At 68.0% G+C, this 18,850-nt stretch carries 18 protein-coding genes and 1 pseudogene; 5 read left to right on the top strand and 14 right to left on the bottom strand.

What is annotated here, in order from left to right; genetic code table 11:
* Positions 1-50: 50 nt before the first annotated feature.
* The gene (gene lysX, locus ABZW96_RS10520) at positions 51-3,374 is read right to left on the bottom strand and encodes a bifunctional lysylphosphatidylglycerol synthetase/lysine--tRNA ligase LysX (protein WP_355073323.1); all 3,324 of its coding nucleotides are present in this window, start codon (positions 3,372-3,374) and stop codon (positions 51-53) included.
* A 302-nt stretch (positions 3,375-3,676) separates the two neighbouring features.
* Between lysX and ABZW96_RS10515 the strand changes: the two genes are divergently transcribed.
* On the top strand, positions 3,677-3,895 hold the full coding sequence (locus ABZW96_RS10515; protein WP_039794186.1) for an RNA-binding S4 domain-containing protein: 219 nt from the start codon (positions 3,677-3,679) through the stop codon (positions 3,893-3,895).
* A 52-nt stretch (positions 3,896-3,947) separates the two neighbouring features.
* Here ABZW96_RS10515 and rraA read toward each other — a convergent pair whose 3' ends face one another.
* From rraA to ABZW96_RS10470, 9 genes are all read right to left on the bottom strand, one after another.
* Entirely contained in the window at positions 3,948-4,436 is a 489-nt protein-coding gene (rraA, locus tag ABZW96_RS10510; protein ID WP_355073321.1) for a ribonuclease E activity regulator RraA, read from the bottom strand.
* Positions 4,437-4,576: 140 nt separating this feature from the next.
* Complete coding sequence (locus ABZW96_RS10505; protein ID WP_355073320.1) at positions 4,577-4,942, bottom strand: DUF5313 family protein; 366 nt, start codon at positions 4,940-4,942, stop codon at positions 4,577-4,579.
* A 50-nt stretch (positions 4,943-4,992) separates the two neighbouring features.
* Positions 4,993-5,367, bottom strand: coding sequence for a DUF5313 family protein (locus ABZW96_RS10500; protein WP_355073318.1), 375 nt, complete (start codon positions 5,365-5,367; stop codon positions 4,993-4,995).
* A 74-nt stretch (positions 5,368-5,441) separates the two neighbouring features.
* Positions 5,442-5,897: an SRPBCC family protein gene (locus ABZW96_RS10495; RefSeq protein WP_355073317.1), complete on the bottom strand. Its 456-nt coding sequence runs from the start codon at positions 5,895-5,897 to the stop codon at positions 5,442-5,444.
* 102 nt (positions 5,898-5,999) lie between these two features.
* Positions 6,000-6,962, bottom strand: coding sequence for a CopD family protein (locus tag ABZW96_RS10490; protein WP_355073316.1), 963 nt, complete (start codon positions 6,960-6,962; stop codon positions 6,000-6,002).
* A complete protein-coding gene (locus tag ABZW96_RS10485) occupies positions 6,959-7,498 on the bottom strand; it encodes a copper resistance CopC family protein (protein ID WP_355073314.1) in 540 nt (179 codons plus the stop codon). Before ABZW96_RS10485 ends, ABZW96_RS10490 begins: the two co-directional genes overlap by 4 nt.
* On the bottom strand, positions 7,495-8,151 hold the full coding sequence (locus ABZW96_RS10480) for a YcnI family protein (RefSeq protein ID WP_355073313.1): 657 nt from the start codon (positions 8,149-8,151) through the stop codon (positions 7,495-7,497). Before ABZW96_RS10480 ends, ABZW96_RS10485 begins: the two co-directional genes overlap by 4 nt.
* Positions 8,152-8,190: 39 nt before the next feature.
* Positions 8,191-8,727 carry a hypothetical protein gene (locus ABZW96_RS10475; protein WP_355073311.1) on the bottom strand — a complete coding sequence of 179 codons (537 nt, stop codon included), beginning with the start codon at positions 8,725-8,727 and terminating at the stop codon, positions 8,191-8,193.
* Between the two features lie 14 nt (positions 8,728-8,741).
* A complete protein-coding gene (locus ABZW96_RS10470; protein ID WP_355073309.1) occupies positions 8,742-9,386 on the bottom strand; it encodes a DUF6474 family protein in 645 nt (214 codons plus the stop codon).
* A gap of 741 nt (positions 9,387-10,127) precedes the next feature.
* Here ABZW96_RS10470 and ABZW96_RS10465 point away from each other — a divergent pair.
* From ABZW96_RS10465 to ABZW96_RS10455, 3 genes are all read left to right on the top strand, one after another.
* Positions 10,128-11,735 (top strand): TM0106 family RecB-like putative nuclease, encoded by a 1,608-nt coding sequence (locus tag ABZW96_RS10465; RefSeq protein WP_355073760.1) that lies wholly within the window; start codon positions 10,128-10,130, stop codon positions 11,733-11,735.
* Between the two features lie 27 nt (positions 11,736-11,762).
* Complete coding sequence (htpG, locus tag ABZW96_RS10460; protein WP_355073307.1) at positions 11,763-13,721, top strand: molecular chaperone HtpG; 1,959 nt, start codon at positions 11,763-11,765, stop codon at positions 13,719-13,721.
* Positions 13,722-13,893: 172 nt separating this feature from the next.
* Positions 13,894-14,712: a methyltransferase domain-containing protein gene (locus tag ABZW96_RS10455; protein WP_355073305.1), complete on the top strand. Its 819-nt coding sequence runs from the start codon at positions 13,894-13,896 to the stop codon at positions 14,710-14,712.
* 57 nt (positions 14,713-14,769) lie between these two features.
* On the opposite strand, the gene ABZW96_RS10450 is transcribed toward ABZW96_RS10455, so the two are convergent.
* The gene (locus ABZW96_RS10450; protein ID WP_355073304.1) at positions 14,770-15,537 is read right to left on the bottom strand and encodes an SDR family NAD(P)-dependent oxidoreductase; all 768 of its coding nucleotides are present in this window, start codon (positions 15,535-15,537) and stop codon (positions 14,770-14,772) included.
* On the opposite strand from ABZW96_RS10450, the pseudogene ABZW96_RS10445 reads away from it, so the two are divergent.
* Positions 15,512-15,940, top strand: a pseudogene (locus tag ABZW96_RS10445) (helix-turn-helix domain-containing protein); the annotation flags it as partial. The gene ABZW96_RS10450 and the pseudogene ABZW96_RS10445 overlap by 26 nt on opposite strands.
* Before the next feature lie 322 nt (positions 15,941-16,262).
* Here ABZW96_RS10445 and ABZW96_RS10440 read toward each other — a convergent pair.
* From ABZW96_RS10440 to ABZW96_RS10430, 3 genes are all read right to left on the bottom strand, one after another.
* Positions 16,263-17,039, bottom strand: a complete 777-nt coding sequence (locus ABZW96_RS10440) for a TMEM165/GDT1 family protein (protein WP_355073758.1) — start codon at positions 17,037-17,039, stop codon at positions 16,263-16,265.
* Between the two features lie 294 nt (positions 17,040-17,333).
* Entirely contained in the window at positions 17,334-17,861 is a 528-nt protein-coding gene (locus ABZW96_RS10435) for a peptidase (RefSeq protein WP_355073302.1), read from the bottom strand.
* Between the two features lie 310 nt (positions 17,862-18,171).
* Entirely contained in the window at positions 18,172-18,795 is a 624-nt protein-coding gene (locus ABZW96_RS10430) for a superoxide dismutase (protein ID WP_039794275.1), read from the bottom strand.
* Positions 18,796-18,850: the final 55 nt, after the last annotated feature.

Raw genomic sequence — 18,850 nt, 5'->3', positions numbered from 1 at the left:
GGTAGCGGTCCGATTCGTTCGATGAGGATCCTTCCAGGACGAAGGCTCGGTCAGCGTGGTTTCACCAAGGGGAACGGCAGTGTCTCGCGGATGCTGCGTCCGGTGATCAGCATGACGATCCGGTCCACGCCCATGCCGAGCCCGCCGGTCGGCGGCATGGCGTGCTCGAGCGCCTGTAAGAAGTCCTCGTCGAGCTCCATCGCCTCGGGATCACCGTTGGCCGCGAGCAGTGACTGCTCGGTGAGCCTGCGGCGCTGCTCCACGGGATCGGTGAGTTCGCTGTAGGCGGTGCCGAGTTCGACACCCCAGGCGACCAGGTCCCAGCGCTCGGTCACGCCCGGGATGCTGCGGTGCTGTCTGGTCAACGGGGACACCGAAGTCGGGAAGTTTATGTAGAAAGTCGGCTCCTGGGTGTGGGATTCGACCAAGTGCTCGTACATCTCCAGCACCACCTGTCCGGCGTCCCAGCCGTGCTGACAGGGCACCTCGGCCTTTTCGCACAGTTGGCGCAACTCCTCGACCTCGGTCTCGGGTGTGATCTCCGTACCGATCGCCTCCGACACCGCGCCGTGCACCGTCCGCACCCGCCACTCGCCGGAGATGTCCACCTCCTCGAAGGTCCCGTCGCCACGGGGCCGCAGGGCCACCATGGCGCCGTTGGCCGCGATCGCGGCGTTCTGGATCAGCCGTCGGCAGGTGTGCATCATGCGCTCGTAGTCGCTGTGCGCCTCATAGGCCTCGAGAATGGTGAACTCGGGATTGTGGCTGAAGTCGACGCCCTCGTTGCGGAAGGTGCGCCCGATCTCGAACACCTTCTCCATTCCGCCGACGCACAGCCGCTTCAGATACAGCTCGGGGGCGATGCGCAGGTACAGGTCGAGGTCGTAGGCGTTGATGTGGGTGAGGAACGGCGTGGCGTTGGCGCCGCCGTGCACCTGTTGCAGGATCGGCGTCTCCACTTCCAGGTAACCCAGGGAGTTCAGCGAGTCCCGCAGCGAGCGCATCACCGCGCTCCGTTTGGCCAGCACCTCGCGGATCTCGGTGTTGATCGCCATGTCGACGTAGCGCTGCCGCACCCTGGCCTCGGGATCGGCCAGTCCCTTCCACTTGTCCGGTAGCGGGTGCAGGCATTTGCCCAGCATCCGCCAGTCCGCCGCGAGCAGCGACAGCTCACCGCGCCTGCTGGCCCCGATCTGACCGCTCACCTCGATCAGGTCGCCCAGATCGAAGAACTCGCCGAACTCGGCGCTTCGGGAGGCGCCGACCCGGTCGCGATCGATGACGAGTTGGATGTCGTCGGTCCAGTCGCGGACCACCGCGAAGATCACGCCGCCGTAGTCGCGGATGCGCAGCAACCTGCCGCAGACCCGGACCGTGGTGCCGCGCGGGGAACGCCGCGCATCGGCGACGGTGTGCGTCGGCGGGTAGGCGACGGGATAGGGATCTATGCCGGAATCCGTCAGCCGCGCCAGTTTGTCCATGCGCACGCGAACCTGTTCAGGTCTGCGTGGCAACTGCTCCGCACTCTCGTGCTCGGGGATATCCGGCGCGCTGCCGTCGGTGTGCAGGCCCGTCACGGTGGCGGGCACCGCGACATGTTCGCCGGTGTGGATCGCGGTGTCCGGCTCCTTGCCGAACCGGGGCAGGAAGCCCTCCGCCAGCGCGCTGGCCATCGCGACGCGGGGGAGGTGCCTGCGATCTTCGAACAGGAAGAACCGGGGCACCCAGTGCGGCTGATACTTCACATTCGAGCGATACAGCGCCTCCAACTGCCACCAGCGGGAGAAGAACAGCAGCACGCCGCGCCACAAGCGCAGCACGGGACCGGCTCCGATCCGGCCGCCCTCCTCGAACACCGAGCGGAACACCGCGAAGTTCAGCGATACCTTGGTGATGCCGTACAGCTCGGAATGCAGCGCGAGCTGCGAGATCATCAGCTCCATCACGCCGTTGGGACCCCCGGGGTCGCGGCGCATCAGCTCCAGCGAGACGCCGGTGCGGCCCCACGGCACCAGCGACAGCATGCCGAGCACCCGGTCCTGCGGATTGACGGCCTCGACCAGCAAGCAGTCGCCGTCCAGCGCATCGCCCAGCCTGCCCAGCGCCATGGAGAACCCGCGCTCGGTCTCGGTGTCGCGCCAGGCATCGGCGCGGGCGATGATCCTGCGGAACTCTTCGGCGGGGATATCGCGATGCCTGCGGATGCGGACCACGACACCGTGCTTGCGCAGCCGGTTGGCGGCCTGACGCACCGGCTTCATCTCGGGTCCGGCCAGTGAGAAGTTCCTGGTATCCAGAATGGCTTCGTCACCGAGGCGCAGCGCGGAAAGACCCGCCCGCCGGTACGCCGTCGCCCCGACCTCGCTCGCGCCCATCACCGCGGGCGCCCAACCGAACTGATCGGCCTCCCGCAGCCAGGCATCGATGGCCTGCGGCCATGCCTCGCGGATGCCGATCGGGTCACCACTGGCCAGGGAGACGCCCAGTTCCACCCGATAGGTCACCGCCGCCTTGCCGCTCGGCGCGAACACCACCCCCTTGTCCCGGCGGGTGGCGAAGTAGCCGAGCGAATCCTCCACGTCCGAGCGCTCCAGCAGTCCGCGCAGCGCCGACTCGTCGGTGCCGGTCATCGCGTTCGCCGCCCGCTGCGAGCGCAGCAGGATGACCACCGCGGCCAGCAGCGCGACAGCGCCGAACAGGCCGAGCAGGAAGTTGACGAACGGTCGTGGATGTCCGTCGAAGTGCTCGTTGTCCGCCAGCACCGCCGCGGTCACCCGGTAGATCGCCCACCCAGGCCGCTGCAGGCCCGGCGGAAGACTGCCGGGGAACATTTCCACGAGTCCCCACCCCAGCAGCGCGCCGATCGCCAGTCCACCGACCAGCACGCCGAGCGCTTTCCACCCGGCGCCGCGGCGCACCTTGGTGTAGAACTCCGGCCATGCCGCGATGAGCACGCCGATCACGGCTAGGTGCACCACCATCGCCACCAGCGCGTGAATACTGCCGCGCTCGGCGAAGGCCATGGCGTTGACCACCGTGTAGATCGCGAGATAGCCGATCAGCAACCACCAGGCGATCCGTTTGCGGCTGGTGATCGCGCCGGCCGTCAGCCCGACCACCAGCGCCCACATCAGGTTCGTGTCCGGCGCGTCGAAGTAATAGGTATCGATATAGCGGCGCGGCACCTGGGTCAGGAAACGCAGCGCGGGCGAGAGGCTCCACAGGAAGCACAGCACCGCGAATACACCGAGCGTCAAACCCGCGATATGCGGCACTTCCGAAAGTCGGCCATGACCACGGTGTGGAACCGGCGGAGTCGGTTTATCCGCCGGTGGTGCGGTGTCGAGGTGTTGCTGGGCTTGCGTGGAGGTCACGGAACCAGTGTGTACGTGAGTGTGTCGGATTTGCCAAGCCTGCGGCGCGCGTGTTTGTGCGGTGTTTGTACGGTCCGGACTCGAGCGCGGCGTGTTCGCCGCCGAGAAGGCTCGACGACGAACTTTTGTGATTCCGCGCTGACCTGGGCGGAGCGGCCGACCAAATCGGTGTGAATTCGTTGCATACGGTAGAGACGTTCCGATTTCTGCGCGGAGCGGGAGTGCGGCATAGTTGCCCGGAGATCGCTGGGGACCTGGGGCGGTGTTCGGCGAGTTCGGATGGGGTAGTAAGTATTTACCCCATGTCGGAACCAGTCGAAGTACCGATCGATGACGACGTTATTCGGCTCGGCCAGTTTCTGAAGCTGGCCAACCTGATCGATTCGGGTTCGGAGGCGAAGACGGTGATCGCCGCCGGATTGGTGCGGGTGAACGACGAGGTGGAACTGCGGCGCGGGCGGCAACTGCACATCGGTGATGTGGTCGCGCTCGCCGGTCACAAGGCGATCGTGTCCGCCTGATCGCCGCCGGGTCGCGGCGAACGGGCGGATTCGGGCGCGCCGCCGCACCGGCTCAATCCTCGGCGCGTACCACGATGCCGTCGTGGTCGCTGTAGAGCATGTCGCCGGGGACGAAGGTGACCCCGCCGAACTCGACCGGTACATCGCGGTCGCCGCTGCCGGTCTGGGTGCTCTTGCGTGGGTTGGTGCCCAGCGCCTTGATGCCGATGTCCAGGGTGCGCAGGATGGCGGAGTCGCGAACGGCGCCGTTGACGATGACGCCCGCCCAGCCGTTCTCCACGCCGCGCCCGGCGATGATGTCGCCGACCAGCGCCGTGTGCACGCTCGCACCGCCGTCCACCACCAGTACCTTGCCGTCGCCCGGCTCGCCGAGCGTCTGCTTGACCAGCAGATTGTCCTGGAAGCAACGGATCGTGGTGATGCGTCCGGAGAATGCCGCCCGCCCGCCGAACTGGATGAACTGCGTGTCGCAGCTGCGGATCTCCGGGCCGATCTCGTCGGCCAGATCTGCGGTGGCGATTACATTCTGCGATTCCGTCATGGCGTTCATTTTCCAGCGCCTGCGGCGCTGGGTGTTTGCGGCCCCCCTATGGCTCGCGTCCGAGCGTCAGGCTTCGGTCGATGGGCGTCGGCTGCCCTAGCGCGTGGTCGATCGGCGCGTTACTTCTGGGGGCGGCGGCGTTATCTGTGGCCGTAGCGCAGTTCGTACAGGTCGCGGTCGTGTTCGGTGCACTTTCCGTGGTCGACCAGGTCGGGGTTCAGGCCGTGCTGGACCAAGCGGAAGCGGCGCCAGACGTAACTCAGCGCGACCGTGAAGACGATCAGCGGAACGATCATCATCACGATCAAGCCGATCTTCAGCGGCATCGGCCCGGGGAACAGCAGTACCAGGGCGAAGAACGGGATGATCGGCCCGATGAAGCGGACGAGATAGCGTTCCATGGCCCCGTGTCCGACGAGGTCGTGGGTAACCCACTCGTGCAGCTCCTCGGGGAGCTCGCGGCCGAGATCGTAGGCGATCCGCTGCGTCAACGTGGGGGTTTTCATGCCTCCAGGCTATGCCTGTGGTATAAGGCACCGCCAGGTCTCGATGCGGGTCATCCACGTCCGTGTCGGCGCTCGTACTCCAGCCGCTCACGCTCGCCCCGGCGGCGGGCGTCGGCATCCGCGAGCGCGGGGTCGAGACCGTGCTTGATCAGCCGATGGCGCCGGTAGACGTACAGCAGCGCCACGGTGAAGTAGATCAGCGGGATGTACAACAGCGCCATCATCGCCAGACCCATCCACAGGGGGCCGGGCAGCAACAGGAACAGCATGAGCACCGGAAGCACCGGCACCAGAAACCGCAGCAGGTAACGCCGCGTAGCGCCCGGCCCGACCAGATCCTCCCGCACCCAATCGGACATCGATTCCGGCAGGGTCCTGCCGAAGATATAACCGATCCGCTGTCCGACCGAGGGTGTAGCACTCACCCCTCCAGCATGACAGCCCGAGCCCCACCTACGGTCCGACAACCGGTGGCAGCCCGAGCCGAAGTCGCGGCAAATCAAACAGAGCGCGCGTGGAACGCCGCTATCTGGGTGACGAGGTTGTGGGTGGTGTGCTGCACGGCGATCTTGACGAACGGCTCGATGGTCTTGCCGAGGGCCCGTCCCGCCAAGCCGCCTGGCACCCGGAAGTCCACGATCGCGTCGACCGTGCACAACCTGTCGCCCTTGGCGTGGAACAAGAAGGTGGATTCGACGTCGAAACCCTTGATGGACTCGACGCCGATGGCGAAGTCCCTCTCCCAGCGGATCACTCGGATCCGCGACTTCAGCGAGGCGGGCCCCAGTTTCATGTGCCCGTCGAAGGTGGCGCCGACGCCTTCGGTCTGCTCCCCGACCGGGGTGAAGGACTGGATACCGTGCAGGAACCGCGACAGGTTCCGGTAGTCGTTCACGTAGGCGAACGCGGACTCCGCCGAGGCCACGCAATCCTCGACGATCTTCACTTCGGTCATGCGCAGACCTTAACGGGTGCGGTCGGACGCAGTCCGCCCTCGGCCCGCGCAGGGCCGGAGCGACGGCGGAGGTACGCGTAACTCGGGACGCGGAGCCGCGGCTCAGGCTGTTACCGCGAGAGTCGCGGCGAGGCCGAAGGCGAGCGCCATCACGACCACCTCGGCTACCGCGCGGCGCAGCGAGTCCTTCGCGTCCATCCGGTGGTCCGCCGCCTTCGGCACCCAACTGCGCCGCCACCACCAGCCGAGCGCCAGCAAGCCGAGCAGCACCACGGTCTTGGCGAGCAGAATCCGGCCGTAACCGGTGCTGACGAACGGAGCCACCCCACCGACCCGGATCAGCCCGTTGAGCAGCCCCGTCACCGCCACGACCGCCACCAGGGGCAGCGCCACCGCCGAATACCTGGGCAGCACGGCCGCCCACTCGCCGCGGGTCCGCACGACCAGCGCCAGCGCGACCAGCAACCCGAACCAGGCGCCCGCCGCCAACGCGTGCACCGCGGCGAGAACCGACCCGAACGCCTGTTGCGACATGTGCCCGGTGATCGGCCGCAACGCCAGCGCGACCGCCGCGAACACCAGCACCAGATCGGCGGAGGCCGACTCGGGCCGCCGGAAGGCCAGCGCCGATCCACCGGCCACCGTCGCGACGCCGACCAGGATCGCGATCCCGACCTGCCCGCCGCTGACGTCGACCAGATAGGTGCCGAACTCTCCGGCGCCGAGTCGGCTCACCGGAACGCCGACCACCTCCGCGGCCTCGAAGACCAGCACGGCGAATTCGGCCACCGCCCAGATGCCGGCGAGCACCGCGAGCAGCCGCCACGGTGTCCGCGAGCGCGGCGCCACTCTGGGCAGCGCGGCCAACCCGAGCGCGGTGGCCCCGACACCGTCCGCGACCACCCGGACCACGGCCTCCCCCGGCAGCGGTCCAGGAAGGATCAGGACCCAGGCGAGTACGACGCCAAGCAGCCCGGCCGGGAAGGTCAGCAACACCGCGGGCCACGGCATCCGGCCGGGGGCGCGCCGAGCGCCGTCCCGGCCGCCGGTCTTCACGTCGCTCACCGCTTCTGGTCGCGGCTCCTGCCGCCGAACAAGGCGAACGCGAGCCCGCCGCCGAACAACACGACCGCGCCGACGACGAACACCCACAGCGGGATCCCGTCCGAGCCGTCCGAGCTGTCGTTCGCCTTCGCGTTCGGCTTCGGCCCCGGCGTGCCGTTGCCCGGCTTGCCCAGCGTGAAGTGCCGTTTGCCGCTGACCGGGTGGCCGTCGGCCGAGGTCACCCGATAGGCGATGGTGTATTCGCCGACCGGGCCCAGCTCGCCTACGGCGACGCTTACCGTCTTGCCCTCGACCACCGGATCGCCCTTGGACCACAGATTGCCGTCCGGTCCGACGACGGTGAGCGACGGGAAGCTGGGCTGGAGTTCCTCGTTGAACGTGACGCTGGCGCGGACTGGGCCCGCCTCTACGGTCGCGTTGTCCTCCGGGACGCTGCCGGTCGCGGCGGAGTGCGCGGCGGCGACTCCCGTTGCGGCGATGCCGAACCCGAGCAGAAACAGTCCCGCCACGAGGGCGGCGAGGAGGCGGCGGCTCATGCGCGCCGCCCGCGGATCACGTTGCCGACGCCGAGCGCGACACCGAGCAAGCCGAGGGCCAGACCGATCCCGCCGAGCCAGCGGGCCGTCTGGTCCTCGTGGTCGGCGTCTTCGTCTTCGGCTTCGCTGCTCACCGCGTGCCCGTCCGCGTGGTCTTTCGCGGCGGCCAGGGTGATCGACGGGGCCGGATGTTCCGGTTCGTCGCCGTTCTTCTGGACCGGTTGATCCCAGTTGACCACCTTGCCGTCGGAATAGGTCTGCTTGGCGGGGAAGCTCACCGAGTCCAGGGCGGGCAGTGGGCCGACGGACAGCGCGAAACGCTGGAACTGTCCGGGCGGAATGCCCGGTGCGCCGGGATCGGCGGTCCAGGTGATCGCGGTGATCTCCTTCTTGTCGTTGCGTTCGACCTTGGCCGACCATCCCGGAATCGGTTCGTTCCGAGCGGATTTCAAGTTGGGCAGGGTGACGGTGAGCGCGGTGGTGCTGGCGGTGTCCGATTCGGTGGGCACCCGGAAGGTGGCGACGGCGTATCCGCCTTGCGCCGCGCCGGGCGCGTCCACCGTGACGTGTGCCGCGGCGGCGCCGCCCGCGAGCAGAACGAGTGCCGTTGTGGCGACCGTCGTCGTGACGGCGCGCGAAATCGAGCTGGGCATGCTGAGGTCTCCTGTGCGAGAGGAATGGGTGTCGAAGGATCAGACCGACACCGGCGGCGCGCGAGGACCGAGCGCACCCAGCGGAGCACAGCGATAGGGCGGTAGGCCGGGATCAGCCCAGAGCGGCGCGCCGGCGATTCGCATCCGCCGCGGCGGAGCGAGAATCACGCGCAGTGCACCGGAGGCGGCGGCCAGAAGTCGCTCAGCGAGGACGATCAGTGCCGCGCAACCGATCGTCGCGACGGTGTGCGCGAGCAGCATCCATCCGGTCGGCAGCGGGAAAATCGTTGTGGCGTCCGTGGTTCCGGAATGGTCGTGGTCGACCAGCACCGACAGCGCGGCGTGGCTCAGCAGCTGGCCCGCGCCGAGCAGCCCGGCCACGACGGACGGGCGCGGGCATGCTCGCGGGGTTCCCGCGGCCGAGCCGACTCCGGTGGCGATCAGCAACAGCAGCGTCAGCTCGGTGGAGCCCGGCGCACCGCCACCCGCCGCACCGTGTGCGGCGACGGCGAGCACGCCGACCAGCACGCCGACCAGGCCGCCACGCAGGTGGCCGGTGATCGGGTGCGGAGACATCGGGACGAGGAAACTCAGCGCACGCCGAGCCGGGCCAGAATGTCCGACTCGATCCCGGACAGCTCGTGGGAGATCGACGCATGCACGGAACGGCGGCGATTGGCGGGCATCTGGTCGGAGGTGTGCACGGCGGCCGTCAGGCTGCCGAGGCGGTCCTTGGTGGCGGCGACGAACTTCTGCGCCTCGCCCTTGTCCTTGCCGTCCTGCGAGCCGATCTTCGTCAGCGCCGCTTCGGCATTCGTGATCCGCGCCTGCAGCTTCGCGCCGTGTCCGGTGAAGTCGCCGAGCTGGTCGATGCCGACGCCGAGCTGTTGGGCGCGGCGGGTGTCGAGCTGTCCGCGCAGGAAGGTCGCGCCGCGGTAGGCGAGCGGAGCGAGTACCGGGATGAGCACACGGGCCACCCCGAGGTATTTCTTCACCTGACCGGCGCTGAACGGATCGCGTTCGGCCTTGGCCGCCACCTTGAGCGCGGCCTTCTCCTCCGCCTGGAACGTCGCGATCTGCGCCTTGGCGACCTTGCGCTGGGTGCGGGCCTCGGCCCGGCGCGCTTTGCGGTCGTTCTTCGCGACGAGCTTGGCCTCCATCACGGCCTTGTGCTTGAGGGCTTTCGCCTCGGCCCTGCGGCTCGGCCGCCGCTTGCGCTTCGTGAACAACCCCATCGAAGGCCCTCCGTCATGCTGGTTCGCCATGGCAGTACGACGCCGGGGAAGCCCGTCCGCCCATGTCACACGCTTTGCCGTTACCCTATCGGGTCCACGCCGTCAGCTGCGAGGGTAGTGCGGCCCGCGCGCACGGCGCCCGGCAATTCCCATCCCAGCCGAGCGACTGGTCGGCAAGGCTTCCTTTCTCCATCCGGTGCCGTGCTGGTCGACGTCGAGCGGCCACGCCGCACCACCGCCTGGAACATCGTCCGTACCGAGCGGCGCGCTCCGTGGTTCGAAGTGAAGTGGTGTTGTCGGCAGTGGGGTCGACGCGATCGCCAATGTGAGTACCGCGTATGTGCGGGTCACCGCCCTACGCGCCCAGCGCACTGCAACCCCGGGACGCGCCCAGCGCACCGCAACCCCCGGTTTCGAGCGAAGCGAGACCGAGCATCCGCCGTTCGCGGCCCGGCTCGCGTCCGAGTGGCCGCTGCGTCCGCGACGAAGTCGCCAGCGGCGGTCGCTCGGACGCGAGCCAAGAGGGGGCCGCGAACACGCCGCGACGAAGTCGCGGCCAATCCAACACAGCGCTGAAATTCAACACTGTCGGGGGGAGGGACCATACTGCTTAGCGTGGATTCGGACATCGGTGACCGGGATGGTCGCAAGCGCAACGGAACGGCCGTGGATCGGGCCACCGACGTGCCGGCCGCCTTCATCGATGCCAGGGCGCTGATCGGCTGCCGCCATCGCCTGCGTATGGACGCCGCGCACCCCGAGGCATTGGCGGGGATCGTCGAGGACGCGGGCGTACGCCAGCGCCGGGACGCCGCCGTCGCACACCGCGCCCGAGTGCGCGACGCGCTGGTCGGCGCGGACCCCGATGCCTGGGTGGTGATCGATCCCGGACTGCGCGCCGCCGAGCGCGCCGAAGCGACGATGCGCGCGTGCGAAATCGGGGCACGGCACATCTGGGGCGGACTGCTACCGCAGGAGCCGGACACCGGCAGGCGCGGAGGTTCGGAGATCCTGCTGCGCGACGTCGAACGCGGCGGCTACATCCCGATCATCGTGGTGAACCACAAGGTGACCGACCCGCGTCAACCCGAGCGCGCCGACTTCCACCCCACCACCTCGGACCCGTATCACTGGGACCCGCAACCGGATCCGCACCGCAAGCTACGCCAGCAGCCCCGCGACCAACAGCGGCTCGCCCACCTGCACCGGATGCTGCAACGGCACGGCCTGGCCAGCCCCGCGCTGGTCGGCGGCGTCATCGGCTTCGATTTCGATCGCATCCTGGTCCACGACCTGGCGCCGCTGCTGGCCGATTACGACCGCCGCTACGCCGACCGGATCGCGGTGGTGCGCGGCGAGCTGCCCACCATCCCGTCGAAGGTGCCCGAGTGCAGGCAGTGCCCGTGGTGGACGCGAGGAGTCGATGGCCCGAGCTGCGAGGGCTGGCTGATCGAGCATCGTGACGTCAGCCTGGTGGCGCCCGGCTCCCGCGCCGAGGTGCTGCGCAGGCACAACGTCGAGACCATCGATGAACTCGCCGCGTGGGTGGGTGAGGAGCCCGAGGATTGGCAGCACGGCCCGTTCGACGAGGCCGTGGTCACCGCGCGGGCGTGGATCGTCGGCGCCCCGCTGGTGCGGCGGGTCGAGAGCGTGCAAGTGCGGCGGGCGGATGTGGAGGTCGACGTCGATCTGGAGAGCTTCCAGGAGTACGGCGCGTACCTGTGGGGAACGCTGCTGAACGGCGTGTACCGCCCGTTCGTCACCTGGGATCCGTTGCCCACCGAGGACGAGGGCCGCTCTTTCGGCGAGTTCTGGACCTGGCTGATGACGGTGCGCGCCGAGGCGACCGCGACGGGCAGAACATTTGCCGCGTACTGCTATTCGCGCACGGCGGAAGACAAGTGGCTGTACGAATCGGCGCGCCGGTTCGCGGGCAGGCCCGGCGTGCCGACGGTGGAGCAGGTGCGCGCGTTCGTGGACGGACCGCAATGGGTGGACATGTTCCAAGCCGTCTCCGACCAGTTCATCTGCCCGAACGGCAAGGGGTTGAAGAAGATCGCGCCGGTCGCCGGGTTCTCGTGGCGTGATCCCGAGGCGAGCGGCGAGGCGTCGATGAGCTGGTACCGGCTCGCGGTCGGCTACGACGGCGCCACGCCCGACGCGACCCAGCGCACCCGTTTGCTGGAGTACAACGAGGACGACGTCCGCGCCACCCAGGTGCTGCGCGAATGGATGACCACCCGCGCCGACGCGGAGGTTGCCGGTCTCGCCGATTTCCGGCAGGTTCCCGATGCGCGGTCGCCCGGGACCGTCGCGGGTTACGCGGCGGCCCCACCTTCGGCTCCGTAGTCAGCGCACGGCGGTACCATCGCGACCGTGACAGAGCACGTCGAACAACTCGAGTTCCAGGCAGAGACTCATCAGCTGCTCGAGCTGATGATCCATTCCGTCTACTCCAACAAGGACACCTTCCTGCGGGAGCTGATCTCGAACTCCTCCGACGCGCTGGACAAGCTGCGGCTGGAGTCCTTCCGAGACAAGGATCTGCACGTCGACACCTCCGACCTGCACATCGAGCTGGAGGTCGACAAGGACGAGCGGATCCTGACCGTCCGGGACAACGGCATCGGCATGTCGCGCGCCGAGGTCGTCGATCTGATCGGCACCCTCGCCAAGTCCGGTACCGCCGAGCTGCGCAGGAAGCTGAACGAGGCCAAGTCCGAGGCCGCCGCCGAGGAGCTGATCGGCCAGTTCGGCATCGGTTTCTATTCGACCTTCATGGTGGCCGACAAGGTCACCCTGACCACCCGCCGCGCGGGCGAGGCCACCGCCACCCGGTGGGAGTCGAACGCGGGCAGCTCCACTTACACGATCTCCGAACTCGACGAGGCCCCGCAGGGCACGTCGGTCGCGCTCCACCTCAAGCCGGTGGACGAGGAGGATCACCTCTTCGACTACACGCTGGAGTGGAAGCTGCGCGAGATCGTCAAGAAGTACTCCGACTTCATCTCCTGGCCGATCCGCATGCAGGTGGAGCGGACCGTCACCGAGGGCGAAGGAGAGGCCGCCGAGGAGAAGACGATCCTCGAGGACCAGACGCTCAACTCCATGAAGGCGCTGTGGACGCGCCCCAAGAGCGAGGTCTCCGACGAGGAGTACAAGGAGTTCTACAAGCACGTCAGTCACGGCTGGGACGATCCGCTGGAGATCATCCCGCTGAAGGCCGAGGGCACGTTCGAGTACCAGGCGCTGCTGTTCATCCCCTCGCACGCGCCGTTCGACCTGTTCACCCGCGAGCACAAGCGCGGCGTCCAGCTCTACGTCAAGCGGGTGTTCATCATGGACAACTGCGAAGAGCTGATGCCGGAGTACCTGCGCTTCGTCAAGGGCGTGGTGGACGCGCAGGATCTGTCGCTCAACGTCTCCCGGGAGATCCTCCAGCAGGACCGGCAGATCCAGATGATCCGCAAGCGTCTGGTGAAGAAGGTGCTGTCCACGGTCAAGGATCTGCAGGGCGCCGAGGACCAGGCCGGCTACCAGACCTTCTGGAAGGAGTTCGGCCGCGTCCTGAAGGAGGGCCTGCTCTCGGACTTCGACAACCGCGACACCATCCTCCAGGTCTCCTCGTTCGCCTCGACGAACTCCGAGACCGAGCTGACCACGCTGGCCCAGTACGTGGAGCGGATGCCCGAGGGGCAGGACACGATCTACTACATGACCGGCGAGACCCGTCAGCAGGTCGAGAGCTCCCCGCATCTGGAGGCGTTCAAGGCCAAGGGCCGCGAGGTGCTGATCCTGACCGACCCGGTCGACGAGATGTGGGTCGGTTCCGTACCGGAATTCGACGGCAAGGCGTTCCAGTCCATCGCCAAGGGCGAGGTCGATCTGGAGACCGAGGAGGAGAAGAAGGCCTCCGAGGCGCTGCGCGAGCAGCAGGACAAGGACTTCGCCGATGTCCTCACGTGGCTGGGCAAGACGCTGGAGGAGAACGTCAAGGAGGTGCGCCTGACCAACCGGCTCACCACCTCTCCGGCTTGCCTGGTCGGTGACGTGTTCGACTTCACGCCGATGCTGGAGCGGATGTATCGCGCCTCGGGCCAGGCGCTGCCGGAGAGCAAGCGGATTCTGGAACTCAACCCGACCCACCCGCTGGTCACCGGCCTGCGCGACGCGTACGCGGCCGAGCGGGAGAAGGCCGACGCCGGCACGGCGACCGAGCTGTCGGAAACCGCCGAACTGCTGTTCGGCACGGCGGTGCTCGCCGAGGGCGGTGAACTCAAGGATCCGGCGCACTTCGCCCACATCCTCACCGATCGGCTCACTCGCACTCTCTGAACCATCCGCGACCGGAGGACCAGCGATGTCCTCCGGTCGCGGCCGGTGCGGTCGGCGGCGTTTCGGCCATTTCTCGGTTACGGTGACGGGCGGGATGGCATATTCGCAGGACTGGGGAGTTCGCCCCCGGGTGGCGCGGTTAGATGTGGATGCCTGAAAGGATCGTCACGACATGTCCGCAAACCCGCTTGCCGTCGCCGAGCCGTGGGATCTCGTCGCCGACGGATATGACGAGTTCGCACCCGCGATAATGCAACCGTTCTCGGCGCGGGCGCTCGAGTTCGCCTCGCTCTCGCCGGAATCGCGCATCGTGGATGTCGCGGCGGGGCCGGGCACGCTCAGCCTGCTGGCCGCGGGTCACGTGGCGCAGGTCGACGCCATCGATTTCGCGGAGTCGATGATCGCGCGCTTGGCGAAGAACGCCGCTGCCGCCGGGCTGGTGAATATCCGGGCGCAAGTGGGTGACGGACAAGAACTGCCGTACGAATCCGACCATTTCGACGCCGGGTTCTCCATGTTCGGACTGATGTTCTTCCCGGACCGCGCTCGTGGGTTCGCCGAGCTGTTCCGAGTGTTGCGGCCGGGCGGGACGGCGGTGGTGTCGAGCTGGGCGCCGATCGCGGACTCGCCGCTGATGCGGATGATGTTCGGTGCCTTGACCGCGGCCGACCCGGACATCCAGGAGCCGCAACCGAACTTCCTGAGCCTGGAGAACCCGGAGGTCTTCGAATCGGAGATGCGCGGTGCGGGCTTCGAAGCCGTGTCCATCCAGCGGCATTCGATCGCGCTCACCTTCGGCAGCCCCGAGGAGATGTGGGAGACCATGGTGCGCAGCAGCGCCCCGTTGGAACTCATGCGTCACAACGTGAGCGCGGAGGTCTGGGCGCGGCGCGCCGCCGTCATGAAAGCGTTTCTCGCCGAGAAGTACCGGCCACACTGCCCGTTGTCCACCACGGCCTACCTCGGCATCGGCCACAAATCGGGGGAATGAGAACAGCGCGCGACCCTTCGGTGAAGGGTCACGCGCTGCCGGGACTGCGGAGCGGAATTACCGCGGCGCCATGCGCAGCGCGCCGTCCATGCGGATGGTCTCGCCGTTGAGGTAGTCGTGCTCGACGATGTACTGCGTCAGCTGCGCGTACTCGTCCGGACGGCCGAGGCGGGACGGGAAGGGCACGCCCGCCTCGAGGCCTTTGCGGTACTCCTCGGTGACGCCGGCGAGCATCGGGGTGTCGATGATGCCGGGAGCGATGGTGTTCACCCGGATGCCGAACTGGGCCAGATCGCGCGCTGCCGGAACCGTCATACCGTGCACGCCGCCCTTGGACGCCGAGTAGGCGATCTGACCGATCTGCCCCTCGAACGCGGCGACCGAGGCGGTGTTGATGATGACGCCGCGCTGGCCGTACTCGTCCACGGCGTCGGTCTTGGCGATCGCGTCGGCGGCCAGCCGCATGACGTTGAAGGTGCCGAGCAGGTTGACCGTGATGACCGTGCGGAACAGCTCCAAGTCGTGCGGGCCGTTCTTGGACAGGATGCGGCCCGCCCAGCCGACACCGGCGCAGTTGACCACGATGCGCAGCGGGGCGCCGGACTCGACGACCTGCGCGACGGCCGCGCCGACCTCGTCGTTGCTGGTGACATCGGCGGGAATGAGGGTGACCCCGGCGGGCACGTTGTCGCCGGCGCGCTCGATCGACTGCGGTACATCCAGCCCGAAGACGGTGGCGCCGAGATCGGCGAGACGCTTGGCGGTGGCGGCGCCGAGGCCCGATGCGCCTCCGGTGACAATGGCGGCGGAACCCGAAATCTCCACGATGGTCCTCTCGTTTGTGACAGCCAGTTGGCCCTTCGTCAATGGCACCCTAACCGGTACGCGGCGAACGGCCCTGCACGGCTCCCGCGACTCGTTTCCGGCGCGGGCCCTTTCCGGCAAGTCGGCGGAACCGACCGAGCAGAATGGAACAGCCCAGTCAGCTCGACCGAACACCCGGAGTCACCGAATGACCGAATCGGCCACCAGCGCACGCCTCCCCCGAGGTAGGCACGGCCTGCCACGGGAGCAGGTGATCGCTTCGCAGCGCGAACGAATCCTCGTCGCGACGGCGGAGGCCATGGCCGAGAACGGTTACATCGGAACGTCGGTCGCGGCGATCCTCAAGCGGGCTTGCGTGTCCAGGGAGACGTTCTACGAGCAGTTCCGCTCCAAAGAAGACTGTTTCGAAGCGGCCTATCAGCGCGCGGTGCATTTGTTGCTCGACCGGATCGCCGACGCCACCGAGAGAGAAGACGCGGCGGCCGATACCGACGCCGTGGCTCGGATGGATCGGATCCTGCGCGCCTATCTCCAGTATCTGGTGGACTACCCGGCCAGCGCGCGGTTGTTCTTGGTCGAGGTCTTCGCGGTGGGGTCGGCCGCCATCGCGCGCCGGGCCCAGCTGCAAGAGCGATTCGTCGAGTTGATCGCCGCCGTGCTCGACGCGCGGACCGACCAGCAGCGTTTCGCCTGTCAGGCCCTGGCCGCGGCGGTCGGTTCGATGGTCACCGCTCGGATCGCGGCCGGAGACTCGAGCGGTCTGCAGGCGCTGCGGGAACCACTGCTGGATCTGTTGCGTCAGGGTGGCGGACTGTACGGGGCTGCGCTGGACTCGAGCGGCGAGCCATCCGCGTGAGCAGCAGCGCCGCACCGGCCAGCGCGGGAACCAGCGCCGCGAGCCCGGCGACGGCGACACCGCCGAGGGCCGGCGCGGTCGCGCCGAGTAGGGTCGCCGCGCCGAAGTAGAGGAACAGCAGGCCCGAGCCGATGCCGATCGTGTGCTCCGGCAGATGCTTGCCGACCAGAATGCCCACCGCGATGGCGAGCGCGTCGGCGGCGACCATGCCGATGGTCGAGCCCAGCCAGACGCCTACCCAGTCGTAGTCCGTGGCCAGCGCGGCGGTCGCGAACATGGTGCGATCGCCCAGCTCGGCGAGCAGGAACGCGGACAGCACCACGAAGAACGGCGCACCGCCCACTTTCGGCGCCTTCGGCTCCGGGTCTTGCTCGCCGGTGCCGAAGTGCTCGCGCAACGTCCACAGGCCGACGGCCAGGAAGGTGACGGCGGCGATCAGCGCGATCGCCGTGGTGGGCAGCGCCGCACCGAGGAAATAGCCGATGCCGACCGAGATCAGGTGCACCGCCGCGGAGGCTGTCGCGATGCCGCCGAGCACCACCCACCAGCGGTAGCGCAGCGCGAACGTCAGCGCCATCAGCTGGGACTTGTCACCGAGCTCGGCGAGGAAGACGACGCCGATGGTGAGCAATACGGTGGCGATCATGTGTGGCGGCTCCAAGGTCTCCGGCCTGCCGACCGGAGATATGGGGACGCTCCGGCCGACAACGAAATGGTTGTCCAGGCCGAAGGTCTCGCCCACCGGCCGGAAGCCGGTTCACACAGCCGGACCCGGCCCGAGCGGGCTCGGCGGGTCAGTATGTCGACTGTGTGATTGGGGGCTACTCCCCTTCGCTGCTTGCGACTCTACCGCCACGTTCCGCTCGTGCCAACCCGCTGTAATCGAAATCGCAATGCGCACAATAAGTTTGGCGATCCACGTGCAGAATTTCGGTTACCCTCACGCGGCCAGCAGCATAGCCAGAACCGCGGTGTCGGGATCGCTGATCGGGTCCAGTCCGACCCGGCTGACCAGCGAGGTTACGGTTCCGTCCGACTCCGCCTCGACCCACGCGGCACGGTGTTCCAGCCCCAGGTGGGGCACGCCGGGCAGCAAGACGCAGCCGGAGGCCGCACCCGCGCATTCGGGCAGCGTCGGGCGGGTTTCGGACGGCGGATGCAGCATCAGCAACGCCGGTGGCACATGGTCGGCGAAACGGCCGGGTTCCACGGCCTCGTCGCCGAGCACGGGCCCTTCGGCCAGCACCAAGCCGACCGTGCCCGGGGCGGGGTCGTCGGGCAGGTCCTCACGGACTCCGAACACCGTCGAGGTGGTCAGCAGCCCGGGTAACGTGGCCACACGCACCGCTAGGACCAGCACCTGCGCCCACTCCTTGGTGGTGTCCGGCCAGCGGCCGGAGATCAAGAAGCCGCGCAGCGACCCGCGCGAATGGAACGGCGTGATGCCGATCGGTTCGTTCGTGCGCATTCCTGCCTCCCGTTGTCGTACCCGGGGGCGACCTTGCCCGTTCCTTTGGGGTGGATTTCCCGAATATGAACCACGAGTCACCTGGCACACAAGTACCAAAGAGTGCCAATCGGGCGGCCGGGGGCGTGGAGGAGGGCAATCCGGCTGCGCACTCGACGGATCCCGCCCCACCTCAGGGACTCCGGATACACGCGGGGCGGGTGGCGTTCCCGGCAACATGTCCGCGTCACCGGAGAACAGAACGGGCCCGCGAATCCGGCCGCGCGTGGCGGACGGATTCGCGGACCCGGTTCCGGCGTGCCGAACAGGCTCAGCCGAAGATGAGGCCCTTGGCCTGCGAAGTCGCCTTGGCGAAGCGCTCCTGCACGTCGGCCCAGTTGACGACGTTCCAGAACGCGGTGACGTAGTCCGCCTTGACGTTCTTGTACTGCAGGTAGAAAGCGTGCTCCCACATGTCGACCTGCAGCAGCGGGATGATGCCCAACGGGACGTTGGCCTGCTGGTCGTAGAGCTGGAAGGTCAGCAGCTTCTGGCCGAGGGTGTCGAAGCCGAGCACCGCCCAGCCGGAACCCTGCAGGCCGTTGGCCGCGGCGGTGAACTGCGCGCGGAACTTGTCGAACGAACCGAACTGGTCGTCGATGGCCGCGGCCAGTTCGCCGACCGGCTTGTCGCCGCCGTTGGGGGAGAGGTTCTTCCACCAGATGGAGTGGTTGACGTGCCCACCCAGGTGGAACGCGAGGTTCTTCTCGTGCAGGAAGATGGCGCTGTGATCGCCCGACTCGCGAGCGGCTTCCAGCTTCTCCAGTGCGGTGTTCGCGCCCGCGACGTAAGCGGCGTGGTGCTTGGAATGATGAAGCTCGTTGATCTGCCCGGAGATGTGGGGCTCCAGGGCGCTGTAGTCGTAATCCAGATCTGGCAGCGTGTACTCGGCCACGTTGTCCCTTCCTATGTCGGGCTGGTTGTGCCCCGTTCCGGACACAGCCAACCAT

This window comes from Nocardia sp. NPDC004168 (genome assembly GCF_040610355.1).
GTDB classification, from domain to species: Bacteria; Actinomycetota; Actinomycetes; order Mycobacteriales; family Mycobacteriaceae; genus Nocardia; species Nocardia sichangensis.
The sequence above is the reverse complement of the archived record's forward strand: the minus strand, read 5'-3'. Positions and strand labels throughout refer to the sequence as shown.

Bases quoted from the DNA above. Each gene is read 5' to 3' on its own strand.
- ABZW96_RS10465 (WP_355073760.1), top strand. From the start codon at position 10,128: ATGGACGCCGCGCACCCCGAGGCATTGGCGGGGATCGTCGAGGACGCG.
- rraA (WP_355073321.1), bottom strand. From the start codon at position 4,436: ATGACGGAATCGCAGAATGTAATCGCCACCGCAGATCTGGCCGACGAG.
- ABZW96_RS10440 (WP_355073758.1), bottom strand. From the start codon at position 17,039: ATGATCGCCACCGTATTGCTCACCATCGGCGTCGTCTTCCTCGCCGAG.
- ABZW96_RS10485 (WP_355073314.1), bottom strand. From the start codon at position 7,498: ATGAGCCGCCGCCTCCTCGCCGCCCTCGTGGCGGGACTGTTTCTGCTC.
- ABZW96_RS10435 (WP_355073302.1), bottom strand. From the start codon at position 17,861: ATGCGCACGAACGAACCGATCGGCATCACGCCGTTCCATTCGCGCGGG.
- ABZW96_RS10480 (WP_355073313.1), bottom strand. From the start codon at position 8,151: ATGCCCAGCTCGATTTCGCGCGCCGTCACGACGACGGTCGCCACAACG.
- ABZW96_RS10505 (WP_355073320.1), bottom strand. From the start codon at position 4,942: ATGAAAACCCCCACGTTGACGCAGCGGATCGCCTACGATCTCGGCCGC.
- ABZW96_RS10470 (WP_355073309.1), bottom strand. From the start codon at position 9,386: ATGGGGTTGTTCACGAAGCGCAAGCGGCGGCCGAGCCGCAGGGCCGAG.
- ABZW96_RS10495 (WP_355073317.1), bottom strand. From the start codon at position 5,897: ATGACCGAAGTGAAGATCGTCGAGGATTGCGTGGCCTCGGCGGAGTCC.
- ABZW96_RS10515 (WP_039794186.1), top strand. From the start codon at position 3,677: ATGTCGGAACCAGTCGAAGTACCGATCGATGACGACGTTATTCGGCTC.
- ABZW96_RS10455 (WP_355073305.1), top strand. From the start codon at position 13,894: ATGTCCGCAAACCCGCTTGCCGTCGCCGAGCCGTGGGATCTCGTCGCC.
- ABZW96_RS10475 (WP_355073311.1), bottom strand. From the start codon at position 8,727: ATGTCTCCGCACCCGATCACCGGCCACCTGCGTGGCGGCCTGGTCGGC.